Origin of the sequence: Pseudomonas canadensis, from assembly GCF_000503215.1 — a bacterium.
Classification (GTDB): domain Bacteria; phylum Pseudomonadota; class Gammaproteobacteria; order Pseudomonadales; family Pseudomonadaceae; genus Aquipseudomonas; species Aquipseudomonas canadensis.
In genome coordinates this window covers 324,541-341,612 of the sequence record NZ_AYTD01000013.1, presented here as the reverse complement: position 1 = coordinate 341,612, position 17,072 = coordinate 324,541, and the positions used below count along the sequence as shown (strand labels likewise).

At 61.8% G+C, this 17,072-nt stretch carries 11 protein-coding genes; 4 read left to right on the top strand and 7 right to left on the bottom strand.

Annotated features, from left to right (window positions below; genetic code table 11):
* Positions 1 to 284: 284 nt before the first annotated feature.
* The 7 genes from U367_RS0110460 to U367_RS0110430 form a co-directional block, all read right to left on the bottom strand.
* Positions 285 to 2,765, bottom strand: coding sequence for a fimbria/pilus outer membrane usher protein (locus tag U367_RS0110460; RefSeq protein WP_028616884.1), 2,481 nt, complete (start codon positions 2,763 to 2,765; stop codon positions 285 to 287).
* Between the two features lie 85 nt (positions 2,766 to 2,850).
* The gene (locus U367_RS0110455) at positions 2,851 to 3,600 is read right to left on the bottom strand and encodes a fimbrial biogenesis chaperone (protein ID WP_028616883.1); all 750 of its coding nucleotides are present in this window, start codon (positions 3,598 to 3,600) and stop codon (positions 2,851 to 2,853) included.
* Positions 3,601 to 3,660: 60 nt separating this feature from the next.
* Positions 3,661 to 4,251, bottom strand: a complete 591-nt coding sequence (locus tag U367_RS0110450) for a fimbrial protein (RefSeq protein ID WP_028616882.1) — start codon at positions 4,249 to 4,251, stop codon at positions 3,661 to 3,663.
* An 83-nt stretch (positions 4,252 to 4,334) separates the two neighbouring features.
* The gene (locus U367_RS0110445) at positions 4,335 to 4,979 is read right to left on the bottom strand and encodes a response regulator (RefSeq protein WP_028616881.1); all 645 of its coding nucleotides are present in this window, start codon (positions 4,977 to 4,979) and stop codon (positions 4,335 to 4,337) included.
* Between the two features lie 22 nt (positions 4,980 to 5,001).
* Positions 5,002 to 8,160, bottom strand: a complete 3,159-nt coding sequence (locus U367_RS0110440; RefSeq protein WP_028616880.1) for a hybrid sensor histidine kinase/response regulator — start codon at positions 8,158 to 8,160, stop codon at positions 5,002 to 5,004.
* 51 nt (positions 8,161 to 8,211) lie between these two features.
* Positions 8,212 to 9,399 carry an EAL domain-containing response regulator gene (locus U367_RS0110435; protein WP_028616879.1) on the bottom strand — a complete coding sequence of 396 codons (1,188 nt, stop codon included), beginning with the start codon at positions 9,397 to 9,399 and terminating at the stop codon, positions 8,212 to 8,214.
* On the bottom strand, positions 9,386 to 12,172 hold the full coding sequence (locus U367_RS0110430; RefSeq protein ID WP_028616878.1) for an ATP-binding protein: 2,787 nt from the start codon (positions 12,170 to 12,172) through the stop codon (positions 9,386 to 9,388). The genes U367_RS0110435 and U367_RS0110430 overlap by 14 nt, the downstream gene beginning before the upstream one ends.
* A 168-nt stretch (positions 12,173 to 12,340) precedes the next feature.
* Here U367_RS0110430 and U367_RS0110425 point away from each other — a divergent pair, with 168 nt between their 5' ends.
* The 4 genes from U367_RS0110425 to U367_RS0110410 are packed head-to-tail and all read left to right on the top strand — an operon-like array spanning position 12,341 to position 17,003.
* Positions 12,341 to 12,814, top strand: a complete 474-nt coding sequence (locus tag U367_RS0110425; RefSeq protein WP_016977433.1) for a MarR family winged helix-turn-helix transcriptional regulator — start codon at positions 12,341 to 12,343, stop codon at positions 12,812 to 12,814.
* Entirely contained in the window at positions 12,811 to 14,259 is a 1,449-nt protein-coding gene (locus U367_RS0110420; RefSeq protein WP_028616877.1) for an efflux transporter outer membrane subunit, read from the top strand. Before U367_RS0110425 ends, U367_RS0110420 begins: the two co-directional genes overlap by 4 nt.
* A 15-nt stretch (positions 14,260 to 14,274) precedes the next feature.
* Positions 14,275 to 15,474, top strand: coding sequence for an HlyD family secretion protein (locus tag U367_RS0110415; protein WP_028616876.1), 1,200 nt, complete (start codon positions 14,275 to 14,277; stop codon positions 15,472 to 15,474).
* Positions 15,474 to 17,003 (top strand): DHA2 family efflux MFS transporter permease subunit, encoded by a 1,530-nt coding sequence (locus U367_RS0110410; RefSeq protein ID WP_028616875.1) that lies wholly within the window; start codon positions 15,474 to 15,476, stop codon positions 17,001 to 17,003. The genes U367_RS0110415 and U367_RS0110410 overlap by 1 nt, the downstream gene beginning before the upstream one ends.
* Positions 17,004 to 17,072: the final 69 nt, after the last annotated feature.

The window sequence follows — 17,072 nt, the reverse complement described above, 5'->3', positions numbered from 1 at the left end:
CCCTTACGGCGGGTCACTTTTGAAAAGAGCCGGAAGCCGGCCCAGCCAAAAGTAACCAAAAGGCTCTTGCCCCAACACTCGGCACCTCGCCTAGGCTCGGTGTGCCCGAACGCAGGCTTGAATCCGTGGGCCGCCGCGATGGGCCATCCTTGGCCCAGCGCGGCTAACCCGGCGTCCTGCCGGGTTACCCACGGATTCAAGCCTGCGTTCGGCCAGCGTGTTTGACGGGGCGCCTGAGATCAAAAGCCAGATCAAGAGCGACTCGCTTCGCCTCGTGGTTGGCGCTAGGGCGCGCAGGTCAATGCCACTCGCTCATAGTTCAGCGCCTTGTTGGGTTCGCCCAGCGCATAGGGCGCCTGGCAGTGCTGGTCGCCCCATTTGATCACCAGCGTCCCCGTGTCTTCTTCCACCAAGGCCAACGCCTTGCCACTCGGGTCGGCGATTGCAATTTGCTTGCCCGCTGTGTTTTCCAGCGATGCGCCAAACGGGATCGGTCGGTGCTGGGCGTCGAACAAGGCGAACTGTACGCGGCGTCCGGTCTTGCTGGCGTAGCGGGCCAAAACCACGGCGCCGCGTCGAGGTACGACTTGTTGGGTGGCGTTATCGATTTCGATCTCTGCGCCCAGGTCGCGGGTGTCCAGGCTGATCCAGTTGACCCGGTAAGGCTGGGCATTGGGGATCACGGCATAGCCGTTGCTGCCGGTTTTTGCGCCGGAGAAACTGCCAATCTTCACGCCGGGAATGCCTTCGACTTGCGCCAGCGCAAAGGTCTCGCCCACGGTCTGTCCCAGGTTGATACCACCCGCGTGGGCCACCACTGACCCGGCCACGTTGAGGTTCTGCGCGCTGTAGCCACGGCCCTGGCTGTAACCGCCGCTGATGTCCATCAGCGAGGTGCGGGTGCTGAGGTTGGCCGAGCCGGTGCTGCCGCCCGTGTTGCTGTTGCCGGCTTGCAGTGAGTAATAGGTGTCGCTGTCGTCCGTCAGGTAACCGTTGACGCCCATTTGCGTGGTGTCGCTGTCTTTTTGCGTGCTGGCGGAGACAAATGCTCTCGGCGCGCGTGGCTTAGAGCCCAGTGGAAACGACAGGGACAGGTTGATCAGCGTGTCATTGTTCGTCGGCCCGTAGTTGCCCACATCCTTGGTATGGGTGGCACTGACGTTGTAGCTCACGTCGCCCCAGTAATTGCTGTAGCCCGCTGACAGGCTTTGCGCGCCGCCGCGTCCCCAGTAGCGCTGATCGCTGGCGTTTACGTACACACTGCCGAACTGCTGGTTGCGGCCCAGGCTCTGGTTGACGGTCAGGTCGGTGCGGGTTTTCGAGCTGCCCAGGCGTGTGCGGCCGTCGCTGCTCAGTTCCTCGACATGCTCGGTGAGGGTGCGATAACCCTCGGTCGAATAGCGGTAGGCCGCCAGTGTGAAGTTGGTGTCGGTGCCGGTAAACGTCTTGGCATACAGCGCGCGCAAGCTGTTGCCCGTGACCTGCCGGCCAAAGGTGCGGCTGGCGGAGTGGGTCATGTCCAGCGACACCGCACCGATCGACGTATTGCGCCCGGCCCCGATGGATAGCGCCTGGAAGTCCTGCGTGGCCTGCACCCCGACGATTCCCGACAGGTTGCTGCTGATGCCATACGCCAGGGTGCTGCTGACAAACTGCGGGGTCTTCTGCGCGTCACTGTTGCTGTTGTACTTGCCCGCCGAGACGCTGTATTTCAGTTGGCCTTCACGCACCATGATCGGCAGGCTGGAAAACGCCTGCACCGTGACCCGGCGACGGCCGTCCGCTTCGATCACCGTCACCTCAAGGTCGCCGTTGGAGCCGCTGGGGTAAATGTCGCTGATCTCGAACGGACCCGGCGGCACGTTGGCGGTATAGAGGATGTAGTTGTTCTGGCGGATCTCCACGGTGGCGCTGGACTGCGCAATGCCGCGGATGATCGGCGCGTAGCCGCGCTCGCTGTCAGCGCGCATGCCGTCGTCGGAGGCCAGTTTCAAGCCGCGATAGCGCACGCTGTCGAACAGGTCGGCATCCGAGAAAATGTCCCCGGCACTGAACTGGCCCTTCAAGGCGGTCACGTCATGTTGCAGGTAGCTGCGGTTGCTCTTGAACGTGCTGGGGCGGCCGGTGTTGCTGCTGAAGTTCGACTCGTTGCGCAAGCGCCACGCACCCAGGTTGATACCGTTGCGAAGGCCCAGGTTATTCGAGAGTGTGGTGTCGGCGTCGGTGCTGCTGCGGTTGCTGCTCAACTGGTAGTTGATGAACGCGGCGGGTACGCCGTCATCCCACAAGGCCGGATCGACATAACCGCGGCGTCCGCGCTCCATGGCGCGTTGCGGCACACTGACCAGCAGGCGCAGGCGCGGGACGTCGTAGCGCACTTTGGCGTGTTCGATCAGCGCAGGCAGGTCGAGGCAGGCATTGGGATCGGTGTCGACGAGTTTGCCGCTGGACTGCAAGGCGCCGATATCGACGCCCACTTGTTGCAGCATCTCCAGGGTCAGGCAGGCTTCGACTCGGCCGTTTACAGGGTTGCGGCGAAAGTCGATATCGCGTCGGCCCACCAGGGTGTCGTTGCCATACAGGTCAACCCGGTAATTGCCGGGGAGTACGCTGCTGCTGGCGAGCAATGACTGCAGGTCGACCGACGCTGCGGCGCCTTGCAAAAATGACGTATTGAACTGTTCATCGCCGTCGGCCTGGCAGACCGAACTGAAGCCCACGGCAATCAAAAATGGCGCCAGACTATCGCGCTTGAATAAAAACATGCAGGAACCCTATATCACCTCCGATACGAACTAACGGAGCGAAGAGAAATACAGTGAAAGTGCGGCTGCGCGAACGGCAGGCGCGTTATGGCGACTCTTTGTTCAAACTGGCGCTGGTTTGAGCACGCTCAGAAAGTTGCGCGCTATAAGGGTCTTGTGCGCCATAGTCGTTGATGCTGCTGAACTTCAAGAGCGCGGAGTTAATCGAGGAAAGTTGCTTGAGTTGGAACTCTTTTTGTTCGCCTGGCGCAATCAACATCGAATCAAATGGATGTTCGCTGACGGCCCCGGCCTGCAGGGTGATGTCGGCAATCGACACGTGATAAACCCCCGGGTTGCTCACCCGCAGCACGCGTTTACCGGCGTGTTCGGCCAACTGCCAGAGCAGCTCGGTCGGCGCCAGGTAGGCGTTGTTTTTCAACGCGGGCGGGCGGAAGAACACCTTGATGCGCTGGCGCACGGCAAGCTGCAAGGTGTTCTCGGTTTTTGAGGCCTTGGGGATTTCCTGCACGTTGAGCCATACGACCGACTCGCGGTCGCTGGGCATGCCCGTGCCTTCATAGATCACGCGCAACAGTTGTTGCTCATTGCTGGTGACCCGCGCCAGCGGCGGGGTGACGGCAAACGGTACCGAAGTCGCGTCGTCGGCGTCCGTGTCGACCCAGGACTGGATCAACACGTCCTCACCGCTGTTGCGTACGGTGATTCCGGCTTCTTTGTGTTGGCCGTCGAACACCAAACGCGTGCTGCTCAACGAAATCCCGGCTGTGGCTTGCCCGACTGCAAGCAGGCCGAGCAGGCCCGCGCACAGGGACAGTGAATGGCGAAGAAACATAATGGCTACCGCTACGTTCGAGAGGTGTGCGAGGCCCGCAGGCCCCGCATCGGGTTGGGGTTATTCGTACTGCAGGGTGAACGGCAGGGTGGCATCGCCGCGACCGGCCACGGCAGAGGCAGCGTCGATGGTGGTGACGTAGGCGGCCGAAAATTTCAGCGTGGTGTTGCTGTCCTGCAAGGTGTTCTCGATCTTCGCGGTGGTCGGCGAGCTCAAGTCGATCAGTGCGCCATTGGCATCCAGCAGGGCGATACCGATGTTCTTGGCGGCGCCCAGGCCGTCGATCAGCTTCAACACTTTGGTGCCGGTCACGATGCCTGAGCCGGCGCCTTTGGTCGGTTCGAAGATCATCGCCACCTTGGTGCCGGCGTTGCAGCTGATCTTCATGTCAAAGTTCTCGGCGCTCAGGGTGCCGTTGCCTTTGGGGGCGGTGGCGGTGCCCATGTCCTTGATCGACACTTCGCCCATGCTGATCGAGATGGTTTTGTTCAAGCCGATGCCTTCAACGGAGCAGGCGTCATTGTTGATACTGCCGGTGAAGTTGATGGTGCCGCTGCCGGCCTTGGTCGGTGTTACCGGTGGGTCGACGGCAAAGGCATTGCCCGCGGCGAAGATCGATAATGCCAGAAGTGTGCGAGACAGCTGTTTCATGTTGTTTTTCCATGGTGGGGTTAAAACAACACGATAAGACGGCGGCGGTTAGTGGAACATCAGACGATCCCTAGAAGCGGGTGTTAGTTGAACAAGTTTCGCTCTATGCAATAAGCCAGCAAGTCTTGGTCGCTGTTGACTTCCAACTTGCGCATGGCCGCAACTTTTTGTGTGCTGATGGTTTTGGCACTGCGGTTCAACCCGCGTGCAATTTCATTGACGCTTTGTCCTGATACAAACAACCGCAGGATCTCATGCTCCTTGGGCGACAGCCGGGTGAAGCGCTCATCGAGGTCGGAAGATTCCAGTACCGAGGTCGGTTGCGGGCCCTTGCTGCGAACCGGGTTGCCACGGGCGATAGCCTTGAGCGCGGCCTGGATCTCATTGTGCAGTTGGTTTTTCTGGATCACGGCCAGCACGCCCAATTCCTGCAAGCGCGTCAGGATCAGTGGATTGGAGATCATCGTCAGCACCAGCACGCGCACCTTGGGAAAGTGCCGCACCAGGTACTCCACCAACTTCAGGCCATCGCCGTAGGGCGAGTCCGCCGGCATGTTGAAGTCGGTGATTACCAGGTCCACGGCGGTGTTTTCCAGCAGCGTCACCAATTCGTTCGAGCACACGGCTTCGCCCACCACGCGAAAACGCTCATCGCGCTCGACCAGTTCCCGTACTCCGACCAGCACGATGGGGTGATCGTCTGCAATGACTACGTTGAGGGTTTCCATGGGGTGATTATCCAGAGTGAGGTTATTCAAAGGTGTCGAGCAATGCCGTGAGGCGAGCCAGGTTGCGCCGCACTTCCAGGGCGAGCGCGGGCGTGACGGCCATGCCGGTCAGGCGCAGTTCCAGTTCAACAAAGGCGCTGGCCATGTCACCAAGTTGCACCGCGCCGAGGGCGCCGGCCATGCTGTGCAATTGCTGCGCCGCGCCATTGGCGTCCTGGTTGTCCAGCGCGGTCAGGGTGGCCTGTACATCCTGACGCAGGGTGGTGACAAACAGTTCGCGCATTTTGGGCGACAACGGCGGCATGTCGACGACGGCGGGCACCTCGATCTTGCAGTACTTTTCCAACTTAGTACGCAAGGTGGCGAGGTTCAGCGGCTTGACCATCCACGCATTCATGCCGACGGCGGTGCAGTGTTCGCCTTCTTCACGCATGGCATTGGCGGTCACCCCGATAATGGGCAGCGCGGCATCTTGCTGGCGCAACGCCTTGGCCAACTGGTAACCGTTCATCACCGGCATGTTCACGTCGGTCAGCACCAGGTCGAAGCGCCCCGGTAGCCATTGCATGAGCGCTTGTTCGCCGTTGGCGGCCAGCACCACCGAGCAGCCCAGTGCTTGCAGTTGTTCCTGGATGATGGCGGCGTTGATCACATTGTCTTCGGCTACCAGCACTTGCAGGTTGAGCGGGCGCGCGTTGACGGTGGGCGCGGGGCGGTTGCCGGCCTCGGCACCCTGCTGTGCCAGGGAAATGGCCCAGGCAATGGCGCGTACGTCGTCGGCGTCGACGGCCCAATCGCTAGCACACCGCTGCGCCGGGTTCGGCCCGCCGGCTGTGGCGATGATCCGCGTGCCGGGCCAAGCCGGCTCTCGGGTGAAGTCCACTAGCAGTGCAGAGGACGGCGCATCGGGTGAAACCGTGCGGCTGTCGAGCCCTAGGCGCTTGAGCCAGTCGATCAGGTGTTGCGCCCGTTCAAGTTCCTGCGCGCGCACATAGACCGTCGGCATGCCGGGGCTGAAGGCGGGGCAGTCAGTCAGGGCGCCGGGGACTGACTCCAGCGCGAGGTGCAGGGTAAAGCTGCTGCCCAGGCCGGGTTCGCTGACCACGTTCAGTTGGCCGCGCATCAACTCGCACAACCATTTGCAAATCGCCAGGCCCAGGCCTGCGCCGGCCTGGCTAGTGGCATCTTCGGCCTGGTAGAACGGGTCGAACAATTGTTGCTGTTGCGCTTGGGAAATGCCCACACCGGAGTCGCTGACTTGCCATTGCAGGTCTACCTCGCCGTCGGTGTTCTCCGACGCGCGCAGGCGCAGCACCACACGCCCGTTGTCGGTGAACTTGATCGCATTGCTCAGCAGGTTATTGAGGATCTGGCGGATGCGCAGGGGGTCACCGCGCAATCGATCCGGTAGGCCCGCGTCGATGCAGGCATACAGCTGCAGGCCCTTGGAGCGGGCGAACGCGCTGTAGGTGCGCACGCAGTCTTCTGTCAGTTCCAGTGGGCAGAAATCCTGGAGTTCGAGGGTCATTTGCCCCGCTTCGATTTTGGAGACATCCAGCACGTCGCTGATCAGTTGGAACAGCGTGGTTGAGGAACGCTGGATGGTCTGCAGGTAATCCTGCTGGCGCGGCGCGAGCGACGTGAGGCCGAGCAGCTCCAAGGTACCCAGCACGCCATACAGCGGCGTACGAATTTCGTGGCTCATGGTCGCGAGGAAGCGGCTTTTGGCTTCGCTTGCCGAGTCTGCGGCTTGGCGCGCTTCTTCCAGGGCCGCAGCGTCTTCGATATGCCGGGTCACGTCATGCACCGCACACAGCCACGCGTCCTGGCCCTGGTAGCGGGTGGGCACAAAGGCCACGTGCAGGTGGCGGCCTTCGCTTTCCAGGTCGGCCTGGCCCGGTTCAGCATGCGTCTGTTGCTTGAGCAAGTCGAACAGCGGGCGAGCGTCGCGCCACTCCAAGGCGCGCTGGTTCTGCAGGAGTACGTGATGGTCGCTGCGCCGGATCACGCACAGGCCGGTCGGTGCGGTGTCGATGACTGCTCGTGCGAATGCCGAGCTTTCGGCAATGCTGGCATGGGCTCGGTGCGCAGGCAGTACTACCCGTGCGGTGTACCAGCGATTGAACGCGCGACTGCACCCCAGCATCACCAACACCACGCCCACCAGGCACAGCAAAGGCCATAGCGCATAGTCGAGGAAGCGTTGCAGGCTGATCACGTAGATCGCCGTCCAGGGCTGCTCGCCCTGGCTTGTCAGCTTGAACACCAGGCCGTCGCGGTTGAAATTTACACCTTCATTGAGCACCTCGCCGGGCTTGACGGCCCCGGTTAGCACTACGCCACCTGGAGTGATCAAGGTGAAGTCGTCGTAGATCGACCACTGCATCAGCCGCTCGATGTTATTGACCTTGGACAGGTCCAGCAGCGAGGCCACCACCACCCAGGTGTTGGCGCCGGTGACGGTCAACGAGGTGGAGGCCAGGTTGATATCGACATAACCCAACAGTATCGGAGCTTCCTTGCCATCGGGGGCAGTGTCGTAGGGTTCCCAGTGCACGGTGTGAAGGGTCTGGGAGGTGTTCTGTAGGTGCAGGCGCTCGTTGAGTTGGGTCATCACGTCCACCAACATACCTATATGCACGTGGCCGCCATCGCGCAGCCGGCCGGAGGAGGGCACGGCGATGTCGAAATTGTCCGGGCCGTTCACCACGACCACTTGAGGAGCCTGGTAATGGGAACCCGCCCAAAAGGCGCTGTAGTAAGCCGACAGGTAGATGCCCAGGGCGAAAACCTTGGGGTATTGGTCAGCGGCTATTTTGTCGGGGTTGATTTTCAAACTGTAGGGCAGGGAGAACGGCAAACCGCGGCCTTCATAGGTGTTCGGCCCTTCCTCGGGCAGCGGCTTTTGCACAAAAGGCGGCGGCAGGCCAATGGACTTGTACTTAGCGTTGGTGCTGCCCCGTGAGATATCGATCAAGAACACTTCCTGCTCGTGGATGTTCTCCATCAGCCGGGCGAAGTGGAACTGCAAGGTGTCGCGCTGTTCGTGAACCATGCGCTGCACCCCCAGGTAGCTGATCCCCAGCAGCAACAGCACCAAGGCCCCCAGCACCAGCAAGCCTTTGTTCAGGCGCAGCGAACTGCTGGTGAGTTTCTCCAGGAAGGCGTTGGGGTGATGCATGACGCGGTGACCTCGCAAGCTAACGGCGTTCGTTCGCACCCGGCCAGCGGGTCAATAGGCGCTCGCCGGCCCGTCGTGGGTCAGCAATTGCTGGAACTGATCCGAAGACACGGCGTGGGAGATCAGGAAACCTTGGACCTGAGTGCAGTCGATCTTACGCAACAGCGCAAGTTCTTGCGCGGTTTCTACGCCTTCAGCCACCACGATCAACCCCAACTGACGGCCCAGGCTGACAATGCTCGTGAGCGCCTGGGCCAGTTCCTCGTTGGCGTTGCAGCCTTGCACCAGTGCGCGGTCGATTTTCACCTCGGTAAACGGCGCCGACACCAGGTTCATGTACGAGCTGTAGCCCTTGCCGAAATCATCCTGGGACAAGCCAAAGCCCTTGATGCGCAAACGGCAGGCCCCGGCGTAGAAGTTGCTGATGTCATCCGGCACCGAACACTCCATCAGCTCGAAACAGATGCGTGCGGGCAAACCCTGATGCTCCAGCACGAACGCCAGGATGCGATCGGGCAGGTCGTGGCTGTTAAGCAAGTGAGTGGGCAGGTTGATGGATACCGGGATGTCATAGCCGTGTTGGCGCCAGGCGGCTTGGGCGGTCATCGCTTGTTTCAGCACGCACCACAACAAGCGTTCTTCGAGGTTGCAACTGATCAATGCCGGCAGGAACATGCCGGGTAACAACAGGCCATGCTCGGGGTGAACCCAGCGCACCAAGGCTTCGGCCGCGACGATGCGACCATTGCTCAGGGCTTTCTTGGGTTGGAACCAGGCTTGCAGTTCGCCATTGACCAGGGCATTCATCAGGCTTTGGCAATCAATGCCGGGCTGGGTCTCGGCCGGTTCGACCTGGCGCAGCGCCAGCAATTGATCGGTCAGGCAGCGCAAGGCCGCGGCATTCACCGGCTTGGAAATCAGCCCGATCACCTTCACTTGCAGGTTGCTCGCCACCAGGCTCGCGCCCATCAACATGCGCCGTGAGGCGGCGCTCATGATCGCCAATGCTGGGCGCGACGGTTGCGCGGCCAGGCCTTGGATAAATTGCACGCCGTCCATGCCTGGCATCAACAGGTCAGTGAGCACCAGGTCGAAGTCTCGTTGCTTCAGGCAGGCCAGCGCCTCCTCACCGTCGCGTGCGCACACCAGGTCGAACTCACCCAACTCGCTGAACAGGTTCTGCAAATACAGGTGCTGAAAGGGATGGTCTTCGACAATCAGAATGCTACAGGGCTTCATGGATGGCTCGTTCGTAGGGAGCCAGGACAGTCGACAAGGCTCGCAGCGTAAAGGGTTTGACCAGGCAGTGATTCATGCCGGCCGCCAGGCACAAGGCTTCTTCACCGCGCAGGGCGTTGGCGGTTGCGCCGATGATCGGGGTGGTGCAGCCCAGGCGTCGAAGCGCTTCGGTCAGTTCGTAGCCGTTGAGCCTGGGCATGTTGACGTCGGTGAGCACAATGTCGAAGGTGCCCTCGTGCCAGCGCGCCAAGGCCTCTTCGCCATCGCTGGCCAGTTCCACGCTGCACCCGAGTTCTTCAAGCTGGTCGCGCAGGATCAACTGGTTGATGACGTTGTCTTCGGCCACCAGGATGTGCAGGTGCAAGGGGCGCAGGTCGCGCACTTCGCAGCGCGCCTGGGGCGGCACCACCTGGCCGTTCTGGGCGTGGCGGACGGCTTGTTGGATCGCGTCCAGGTCGTTGAGGTTGACCTGCCAGCCATCGCCGCTGAACTGCGGTTCGTGCGCGCCGTCATTGCTGGCCAGTACCCGTGGCCCGTGCCAGGGCAAGTCGGGGCGGCGTTCGATGAGTTCAAGCAATACACCGGGCCCCGCCAGCTCTGTGCTGGTCGGCAGACCGACCTGCGCGCGCGCGCCCCAGCGGCGCAGCCAGCCGCAGAGGCTGTCGGCCAGTTCGCGGATTGGCGACAGCACATACACGATTTCCGCTGCCAATGGCTGCAAGGCCGGCGTCGCGTTGCCGGACGGTTGCTCCAGCGGTACGGTCAGGGAAAAGCTGCTGCCCAGTCCCGGCTCGCTGACCAAGCGCAGGGTGCCGTTCATCAAGTGGGTCAGGCGCAGGCAGATCGCCAGGCCAAGGCCGGTGCCGGCGATCACATGGGAGTTGCCTTCGCTCTGGTAGAACGGCTCGAAGATAAACGCCTGGTCGGCAGGGGCGATGCCTTTGCCGGTGTCGGAGATTTGCCATTGCAGGCACACCCGTTCGCCTTCGCGACTGAGCTTTTTGACCCGCAGCACCACGCGGCCGGAGTCAGTGAACTTGACCGCGTTGCTCAGCAGATTGTTGAGAATCTGGCGTACGCGGCTGGCATCGCCGATCAGGCGCCGGGGCAGTTGCGGATCGAGGCAGGCGTACAACTGCAAGCCTTTGCTGTGTGCCGCTGCCGCATAGCCTTGCACCACTTCCTGCACCAGGGTCGGCACACAGAATTCGCTCAGTTCCAGGGCCAATTGCCCGGCTTCGATTTTTGACACGTCGAGCACATCGCAGATCAGTTGCAGCAACGTCGCGGACGATCCCTCGATGGCGTGCAGGTAGCTTTTCTGCTGGGCATCCAGGCGGGTGCGGGCGAGCAGTTCCAGGGTGCCGAGCACGCCATACAGCGGCGTGCGGATCTCATGGCTCATGGTGGCCAGGAACAAGGTCTTGGCTTCGTTGGCGGCGTCTGCGGACTGGCGTGCCTGTTCCAGCGCAGCTTCGATCTGCCGGCGTGCGCTGATGTCGCTGAAGGCGCAGAGCAATACGTCTTCGCCTTTGTAGCGGGTGGGCGCGCAGCTCAGGTACAGATGGCGGCCGTCGGCGGCTTCGAAATAGTCGGTGAGGCAGGGGGCGTCGGGGTCGAAGGCCTGACGGATCCAGCCGGGACCGAGTTGTGCGCCACACTCACCGAGCCACTGTTGGGCCAGGGTGTTTTTCAGCACCACCGTGCCATCGGTGCGACGCAGTACGCACAGCGCCACGGGGGCGGTCTGGATCACATCGCGGCTGAACAGCTCGCTTTCCACCAGCGCCTGGATGCGGTGGATCGCCGGCGTGATAAAGCGGTGTTCGAGGCGACGGGTGAGCAGGCACACCAGGCTGATGGTCAGCAGGCAGAACAGCAGGGCGCCGAGCATCTGTGGCCAGAGTGCCCACAGGACCGCGCGCAGGTCGATGGAGTAGGTGAGTTGCCAATCTGAAGACTTCAGTTGTTTGCGCAGCACCAATTGTTCGGGCAGCCAGCCATCGCCGACAAAACCGAAGAAGTCCTGCTGGTGCAAGTGCGGCAGGTTTTGCCCTGGCGGTGGTTTATGGCTGTTGCTGAAGAGCGGCATGCCTTGGGCATTGAACATGGTGAACTCGCCAGCGCTGTGATCGCTCAGCGCGTTGGAGACTTCACGGTCATCCATTTCCAGGCCGAGCCAGCCGGAGTCCAGGTCGCGTTCATCCAGGCGAATGAAGATGTACAGCTGTGAGTGGCCGTCCGTGGCGTGGGTCAGCCAGAGTTCCTGCAGGGTTTTCTGCTGCTTGAGGGCGTGCAGTTGCTCAAGCATGGTCGCGGGGAAATCGGCCGCCACGGGCGACGCATCGTACAGCCGCAGCACCTGGGCATCCGTGCTGACATACAGCAGGTTGAGCTGCTTGGCCCTCAAGAAATCACGCATGCGCTGGGTCAGCCAAATGCTCCATTGCTTGCCCGGGGTATTTCCCAGCAACAGGCGGATTTCCTCATCGGAGACCGGCAGATTCAATTCGGCCTTGCGTGTCGCTGACAGACTGAGGCTTTCCAACAGCGCTTCACGGGTGGTGAAAAAGGTATGCGCCTCGGCGATGGCGCTGCTCATGTAGCTGCGCCGCTGGGAGATCTCATTGTTGAAAGTGAACAGCAGGAAGCTGTACACGCCGCCCAACATGCCCACCAGCAGTACCAACGCAAAAATACGCAACAGGCGGCGCGCGGCATGGGGCGTGGACAGCACGGGGCTGATCTGGTGCAGGTAGCTCTTTAATCTCATCCCGCCACTTTAGAGATGGCCAACCGTGGGAAAAATCAGACGATCCTTAGAACCCCCCACTCATCCGCCAGATACCAAGCAAGCTAATAATTCCATTTGACATTCGCTGCCTAAGCAGTAACATCTTGTCATACATTCACTGCCTAGGCAGTAATAAGGTGACTTCCGATGTCTCACTTCACTCCTGACAGTTTTCGCAACTGCCATCTCGGCCTGCTTCTGGGCCGGGCGGCGCTGCTCAAGGACCGCATTATCGATACCCATATGGAACCGCATGGCGTGACGGCCGCGCAGTTCAAGGTGTTGATCATCATTGCCCAGTTCGACGTCGATACCCCGGCGGAACTGTGCCGCAACCTGTCCCTGGACAGCGGCTCCATGACCCGCATGCTCGACCGCCTGGAACAGAAGGGCCTGCTGGCGCGCCAGCGCTCCGAGCAGGACCGGCGCCAGGTGCGGCTGGTGCTCACCGAAGACGGCCAGCGCCTGGCGGACATGCTGCCGCACATCGGCGCGCAGTCGATGAACGAGTTGGCCGGCGCCCTGGAGCCTGGCGAGTTGCAAACCCTGGAACGGATCCTCAAGAAAATTCTGGTAGCTGCCGGTGACGCCATCGTCATCCAGCGGGTAGGTAATGAATGAACAGACGCGCACTTAGCCTGGTGCTGGTGGCCATGAGCATGGCCGGTTGCGCCAACTACAGCGGCCTCGACACCCAAGGCAAACGCCTCGACGCCGGCAGCCTGCAAACGGGCAAGACGTTGAGCGGCGTGACCTTATCGAGCGCGGCCTGGCCCAGCGCCGATTGGTGGAAAAGCCTCGGCGACCCACAGCTCGACGGCCTGATCCAGGAAGCCCTGCAAAACAGCCCCGACATGCAAGTCGCCAGCGCCCGTGCCCACCAGGCCGAGGCCGCTGCCTATGCCGCCAACGCCGCGCGCATGCCGACCCTGGATGCCAGCGCGGGCGTGAGTCGTTCGCGCCTGGCCAAAGACCAGGACCCACGCGGGGAGGGTGATGCCTATTCCACCGTGCGCAACATCGGCGCCAGCTTCAACTACAACTTCGACCTATGGGGGGGGCAGCGGGCCGCCTGGGAAGCCGCGTTGGGCGAGGCGCGCGCCGCCCAGGTCGATCAACAGGCCGCGCGGCTGACCCTGGCTGCCAACGTGGCCAAGGCCTACAGCGACCTGGGTCAGGCCCACATCGTGCGGGACTTGGCCGAAGACGACCTCAAGCGCACCCGGCAGATGCTCGACCTGGGCAAGCGTCGCCTGAACTCGGGTATCGACAGCCACTACCAGTACCAGCAGACCGAAAGCCTGGAAGCCAGCTCCCAGTCGCAACTGATCGACGCGGAAAAACAGCTGCAAAGTGCCAAGATCGCCCTGGCGGTGTTGCTCGGCAAAGGCCCGGACCGGGGCAGTGAACTGGCCCGGCCCAACGTGCTGAAGCCCAGCGCCGTCGCCGTGCCCTCGGTGTTGCCCGCCGAGCTGCTGGGCCGTCGTCCGGACCTGATCGCCGCGCGCTGGCGTGTCGAGGCAGCCGGCAAGAATATCGATGCGAGCAAGACCCGCTTCTACCCCAACCTCAACCTGAGCGCGAGCGCTGGGGCCGAGTCGTTGTTGGGGGATGCAATGTTTGGTTCGGCCAGCCGCTTCTTCAACATTGCGCCGACGATTTCACTGCCGATCTTTGACGGCGGCCGCCTGCGCGCCGACCTCGATGCCCGTGACGCTGACTACGACCTGGCCGTGGCGCAGTACAACAAGACCCTGGTGCAAGCCCTGGGCGACATCGGCAACACCCTTTCACAACTGCGCGACACCGGCCGGCAGATCCAGGCCCAGCAACATGCCGCGGACATTGCCCAGCAGTCCTACGACACCGGTGTGCAGCGCTACAGCTCTGGCATCGGCAACTACCTGGATGTGCTCAGCATCGAGCAGCAATTGCTGCAGGCCCAGCGCCAGCTGGCGACGCTGAATGCCGCGCAGATCGATCTGTCGATTCAATTGATGCAGGCCCTGGGTGGCGGATACGACGCCAGGAACATGGCCGCGACCACCCCCGCCCGCTCGGAATAATTTGAGGTATTTGTCATGGCCACTGCCGAAAACACCAACGCAACTGAACAACCCAAGGACAGCAACCCCCGCAAACGCAAAGTGATGCTGATCGGCCTGGCGCTGATCGTCATCCTGGCGGTAGTGGGAGTGTGGGGCTGGTATGAACTCTACGGCCGCTTCAATGAAAGCACCGACGATGCCTATGTGAATGGCAACGTGGTGGAAATCACCCCACTGGTCACCGGCACGGTGGTCAGCATCGGTGCCGACGATGGCGACCTGGTCCACGAAGGCCAAGTGCTGGTCAACTTCGACCCGAACGACGCCGCCGTCGGCCTGCAAAGCGCCCAGGCCAACCTGGCCCGCACCGTGCGCCAGGTGCGCGGCTTGTACAGCAACGTCGACGGCATGAAGGCGCAGGTCAATGCGCAGAAAGCCGACGTGCAAACCGCCCAGGATAACTTCAACCGCCGTAAAACCCTGGCCCAGGGCGGGGCGATTTCCCAGGAAGAACTGTCCCACGCCCGTGACAGCCTGACCGCCGCTAAAAACGCACTGACCAACCTTGAGCAGCAACTGAAAACCACCAACGCGTTGGTGGATGACACCGTGATTTCGTCTCACCCCGACGTGCAGGCCGCCGCTGCGCAATTGCGCCAGGCCTACCTGACCAATGCGCGCAGTACCTTGATCGCACCGGTCACCGGCTACGTGGCCAAGCGCACTGTGCAACTGGGGCAGCGCGTGCAACCGGGCACCGCGTTGATGGCCGTGATTCCGCTGAACCAGCTGTGGATCGACGCCAACTTCAAGGAAACCCAACTGCGCGACATGCGCATCGGCCAGCCGGTGGACATCGAGTCGGACATCTATGGCAGCGACGTGAAATTCAGCGGCACCATCGATAGCCTGGGTGCAGGTACGGGTAGCGCATTTGCCCTGCTGCCGGCGCAGAACGCCACCGGTAACTGGATCAAGATCGTGCAACGGGTGCCGGTGCGCATCCATATCAATGCTGACGAGTTGGCCAAGCACCCGCTGCGCGTGGGCTTGAGTACCCTGGTCAACGTGGACCTGCACGACCAGAGCGGCCCGGTCCTGGCGCAGCAGGCGCCGCAGAAAGCCTCATTCACCACCAACGTGTATGACCGCCAACTCGCCGAAGCGGATGCCATGATCACCCAGTTGATCCATGACAACAGCCTCGCCGCACCCAAGGCTGTGCAACGCTGATGAGCAATAACGCCTCCTTCACGCCACCCAGCCTGTTGATGGCCACTATTGGCCTGTCGCTGGCGACCTTCATGCAGGTGCTCGACACCACCATCGCCAACGTGGCGTTGCCAACCATTTCCGGCAACCTGGGCGTGAGTTCGGAGCAGGGCACCTGGGTCATCACCTCGTTTGCGGTGAGCAACGCGATTGCCTTGCCGCTCACCGGCTGGTTGAGCCGCCGTTTTGGCGAAGTGAAGCTGTTTCTATGGGCGACCATGCTGTTTGTGTTGGCGTCGTTCCTCTGTGGTATTTCCACGTCGATGCCCGAGCTGATCGCCTTTCGGGTCATACAAGGCCTGGTGGCCGGGCCGTTGTACCCGATGACCCAGACACTGCTGATTGCGGTCTACCCGCCGGCGAGGCGCGGCATGGCCCTGGCGTTGCTCGCGATGGTTACCGTGGTGGCGCCGATTGCCGGGCCGATCCTCGGCGGCTGGATTACGGACAGCTACAGCTGGCCGTGGATCTTCTTCATCAACGTACCGATCGGCATTTTTGCGGTGATGGTGGTGCGTTCCCAGCTGAAGAAACGCCCAGTGGTCACCAGCCATCAACCGATGGACTACGTGGGGCTGTTGAGCCTGATCGTCGGCGTCGGCGCCTTGCAGATCATCCTCGACAAGGGCAATGACCTGGACTGGTTCGAATCCAACTTCATCATCATTGGTGCGGCGATTTCGGTGATTGCCCTGGCGGTGTTCATCATCTGGGAGCTCACCGACAAACACCCGGTGGTCAACCTTAAGCTGTTCGCTTACCGTAACTTCCGGATCGGCACCATTGTGTTGATCCTGGGCTACGCGGGCTTCTTCGGTATCAACCTGATCCTGCCGCAATGGCTGCAGACCCAGATGGGCTACACCGCCACTTGGGCCGGGCTGGCGGTGGCGCCAATTGGTATCTTGCCGGTGCTGATGTCGCCGTTTGTCGGCAAGTACGCGCACAAGTTCGACCTGCGCCTGTTGGCGGGCCTGGCATTCCTGGCGATTGGTCTGAGTTGTTTCATGCGCGCAGGTTTTACCAATGAGGTGGACTTCCAGCATATCGCCCTGGTGCAGCTGTTCATGGGGATCGGCGTGGCGCTGTTCTTCATGCCGACCCTGAGCATCCTGATGTCCGACCTGCCGCCGCACCAGATTGCCGACGGCGCGGGTTTGGCAACTTTCCTGCGGACCCTGGGCGGTAGTTTTGCGGCGTCGCTGACCACCTGGATCTGGATCCGCCGGGCGGACCAGCACCATGCTTACATGAGCGAAAACATGACCACCTACGACTCCGCGACCCGCGATGCCTTGCAAGCGCTGGGCGGGGCAGGGCAGAAGGCCTACACGCAGCTCGATCAGATCCTCACCAGCCAGGCGTACATGATGTCCACCGTGGACTACTTCACGTTGCTGGGGTGGATGTTCATGGGGTTGATGTTGCTGGTGTGGTTGGCGAAGCCGCCGTTTGGCGCGAAGGCGGGGCCGGAGGCCTCCGGCCACTGATACCCGGATCACTGTAGGCGCCGGCTTACCGGCGATAGCGGTCTATCAGTCGGCCTATGTGCCAACTGA

What these genes read in the sequence shown, in the direction of transcription:
- U367_RS0110460 (WP_028616884.1), bottom strand. Translation starts at nt 2,765, where the DNA reads ATGTTTTTATTCAAGCGCGATAGTCTGGCGCCATTTTTGATTGCCGTG.
- U367_RS0110455 (WP_028616883.1), bottom strand. Translation starts at nt 3,600, where the DNA reads ATGTTTCTTCGCCATTCACTGTCCCTGTGCGCGGGCCTGCTCGGCCTG.
- U367_RS0110450 (WP_028616882.1), bottom strand. Translation starts at nt 4,251, where the DNA reads ATGAAACAGCTGTCTCGCACACTTCTGGCATTATCGATCTTCGCCGCG.
- U367_RS0110445 (WP_028616881.1), bottom strand. Translation starts at nt 4,979, where the DNA reads ATGGAAACCCTCAACGTAGTCATTGCAGACGATCACCCCATCGTGCTG.
- U367_RS0110440 (WP_028616880.1), bottom strand. Translation starts at nt 8,160, where the DNA reads ATGCATCACCCCAACGCCTTCCTGGAGAAACTCACCAGCAGTTCGCTG.
- U367_RS0110435 (WP_028616879.1), bottom strand. Translation starts at nt 9,399, where the DNA reads ATGAAGCCCTGTAGCATTCTGATTGTCGAAGACCATCCCTTTCAGCAC.
- U367_RS0110430 (WP_028616878.1), bottom strand. Translation starts at nt 12,172, where the DNA reads ATGAGATTAAAGAGCTACCTGCACCAGATCAGCCCCGTGCTGTCCACG.
- U367_RS0110425 (WP_016977433.1), top strand. Translation starts at nt 12,341, where the DNA reads ATGTCTCACTTCACTCCTGACAGTTTTCGCAACTGCCATCTCGGCCTG.
- U367_RS0110420 (WP_028616877.1), top strand. Translation starts at nt 12,811, where the DNA reads ATGAACAGACGCGCACTTAGCCTGGTGCTGGTGGCCATGAGCATGGCC.
- U367_RS0110415 (WP_028616876.1), top strand. Translation starts at nt 14,275, where the DNA reads ATGGCCACTGCCGAAAACACCAACGCAACTGAACAACCCAAGGACAGC.
- U367_RS0110410 (WP_028616875.1), top strand. Translation starts at nt 15,474, where the DNA reads ATGAGCAATAACGCCTCCTTCACGCCACCCAGCCTGTTGATGGCCACT.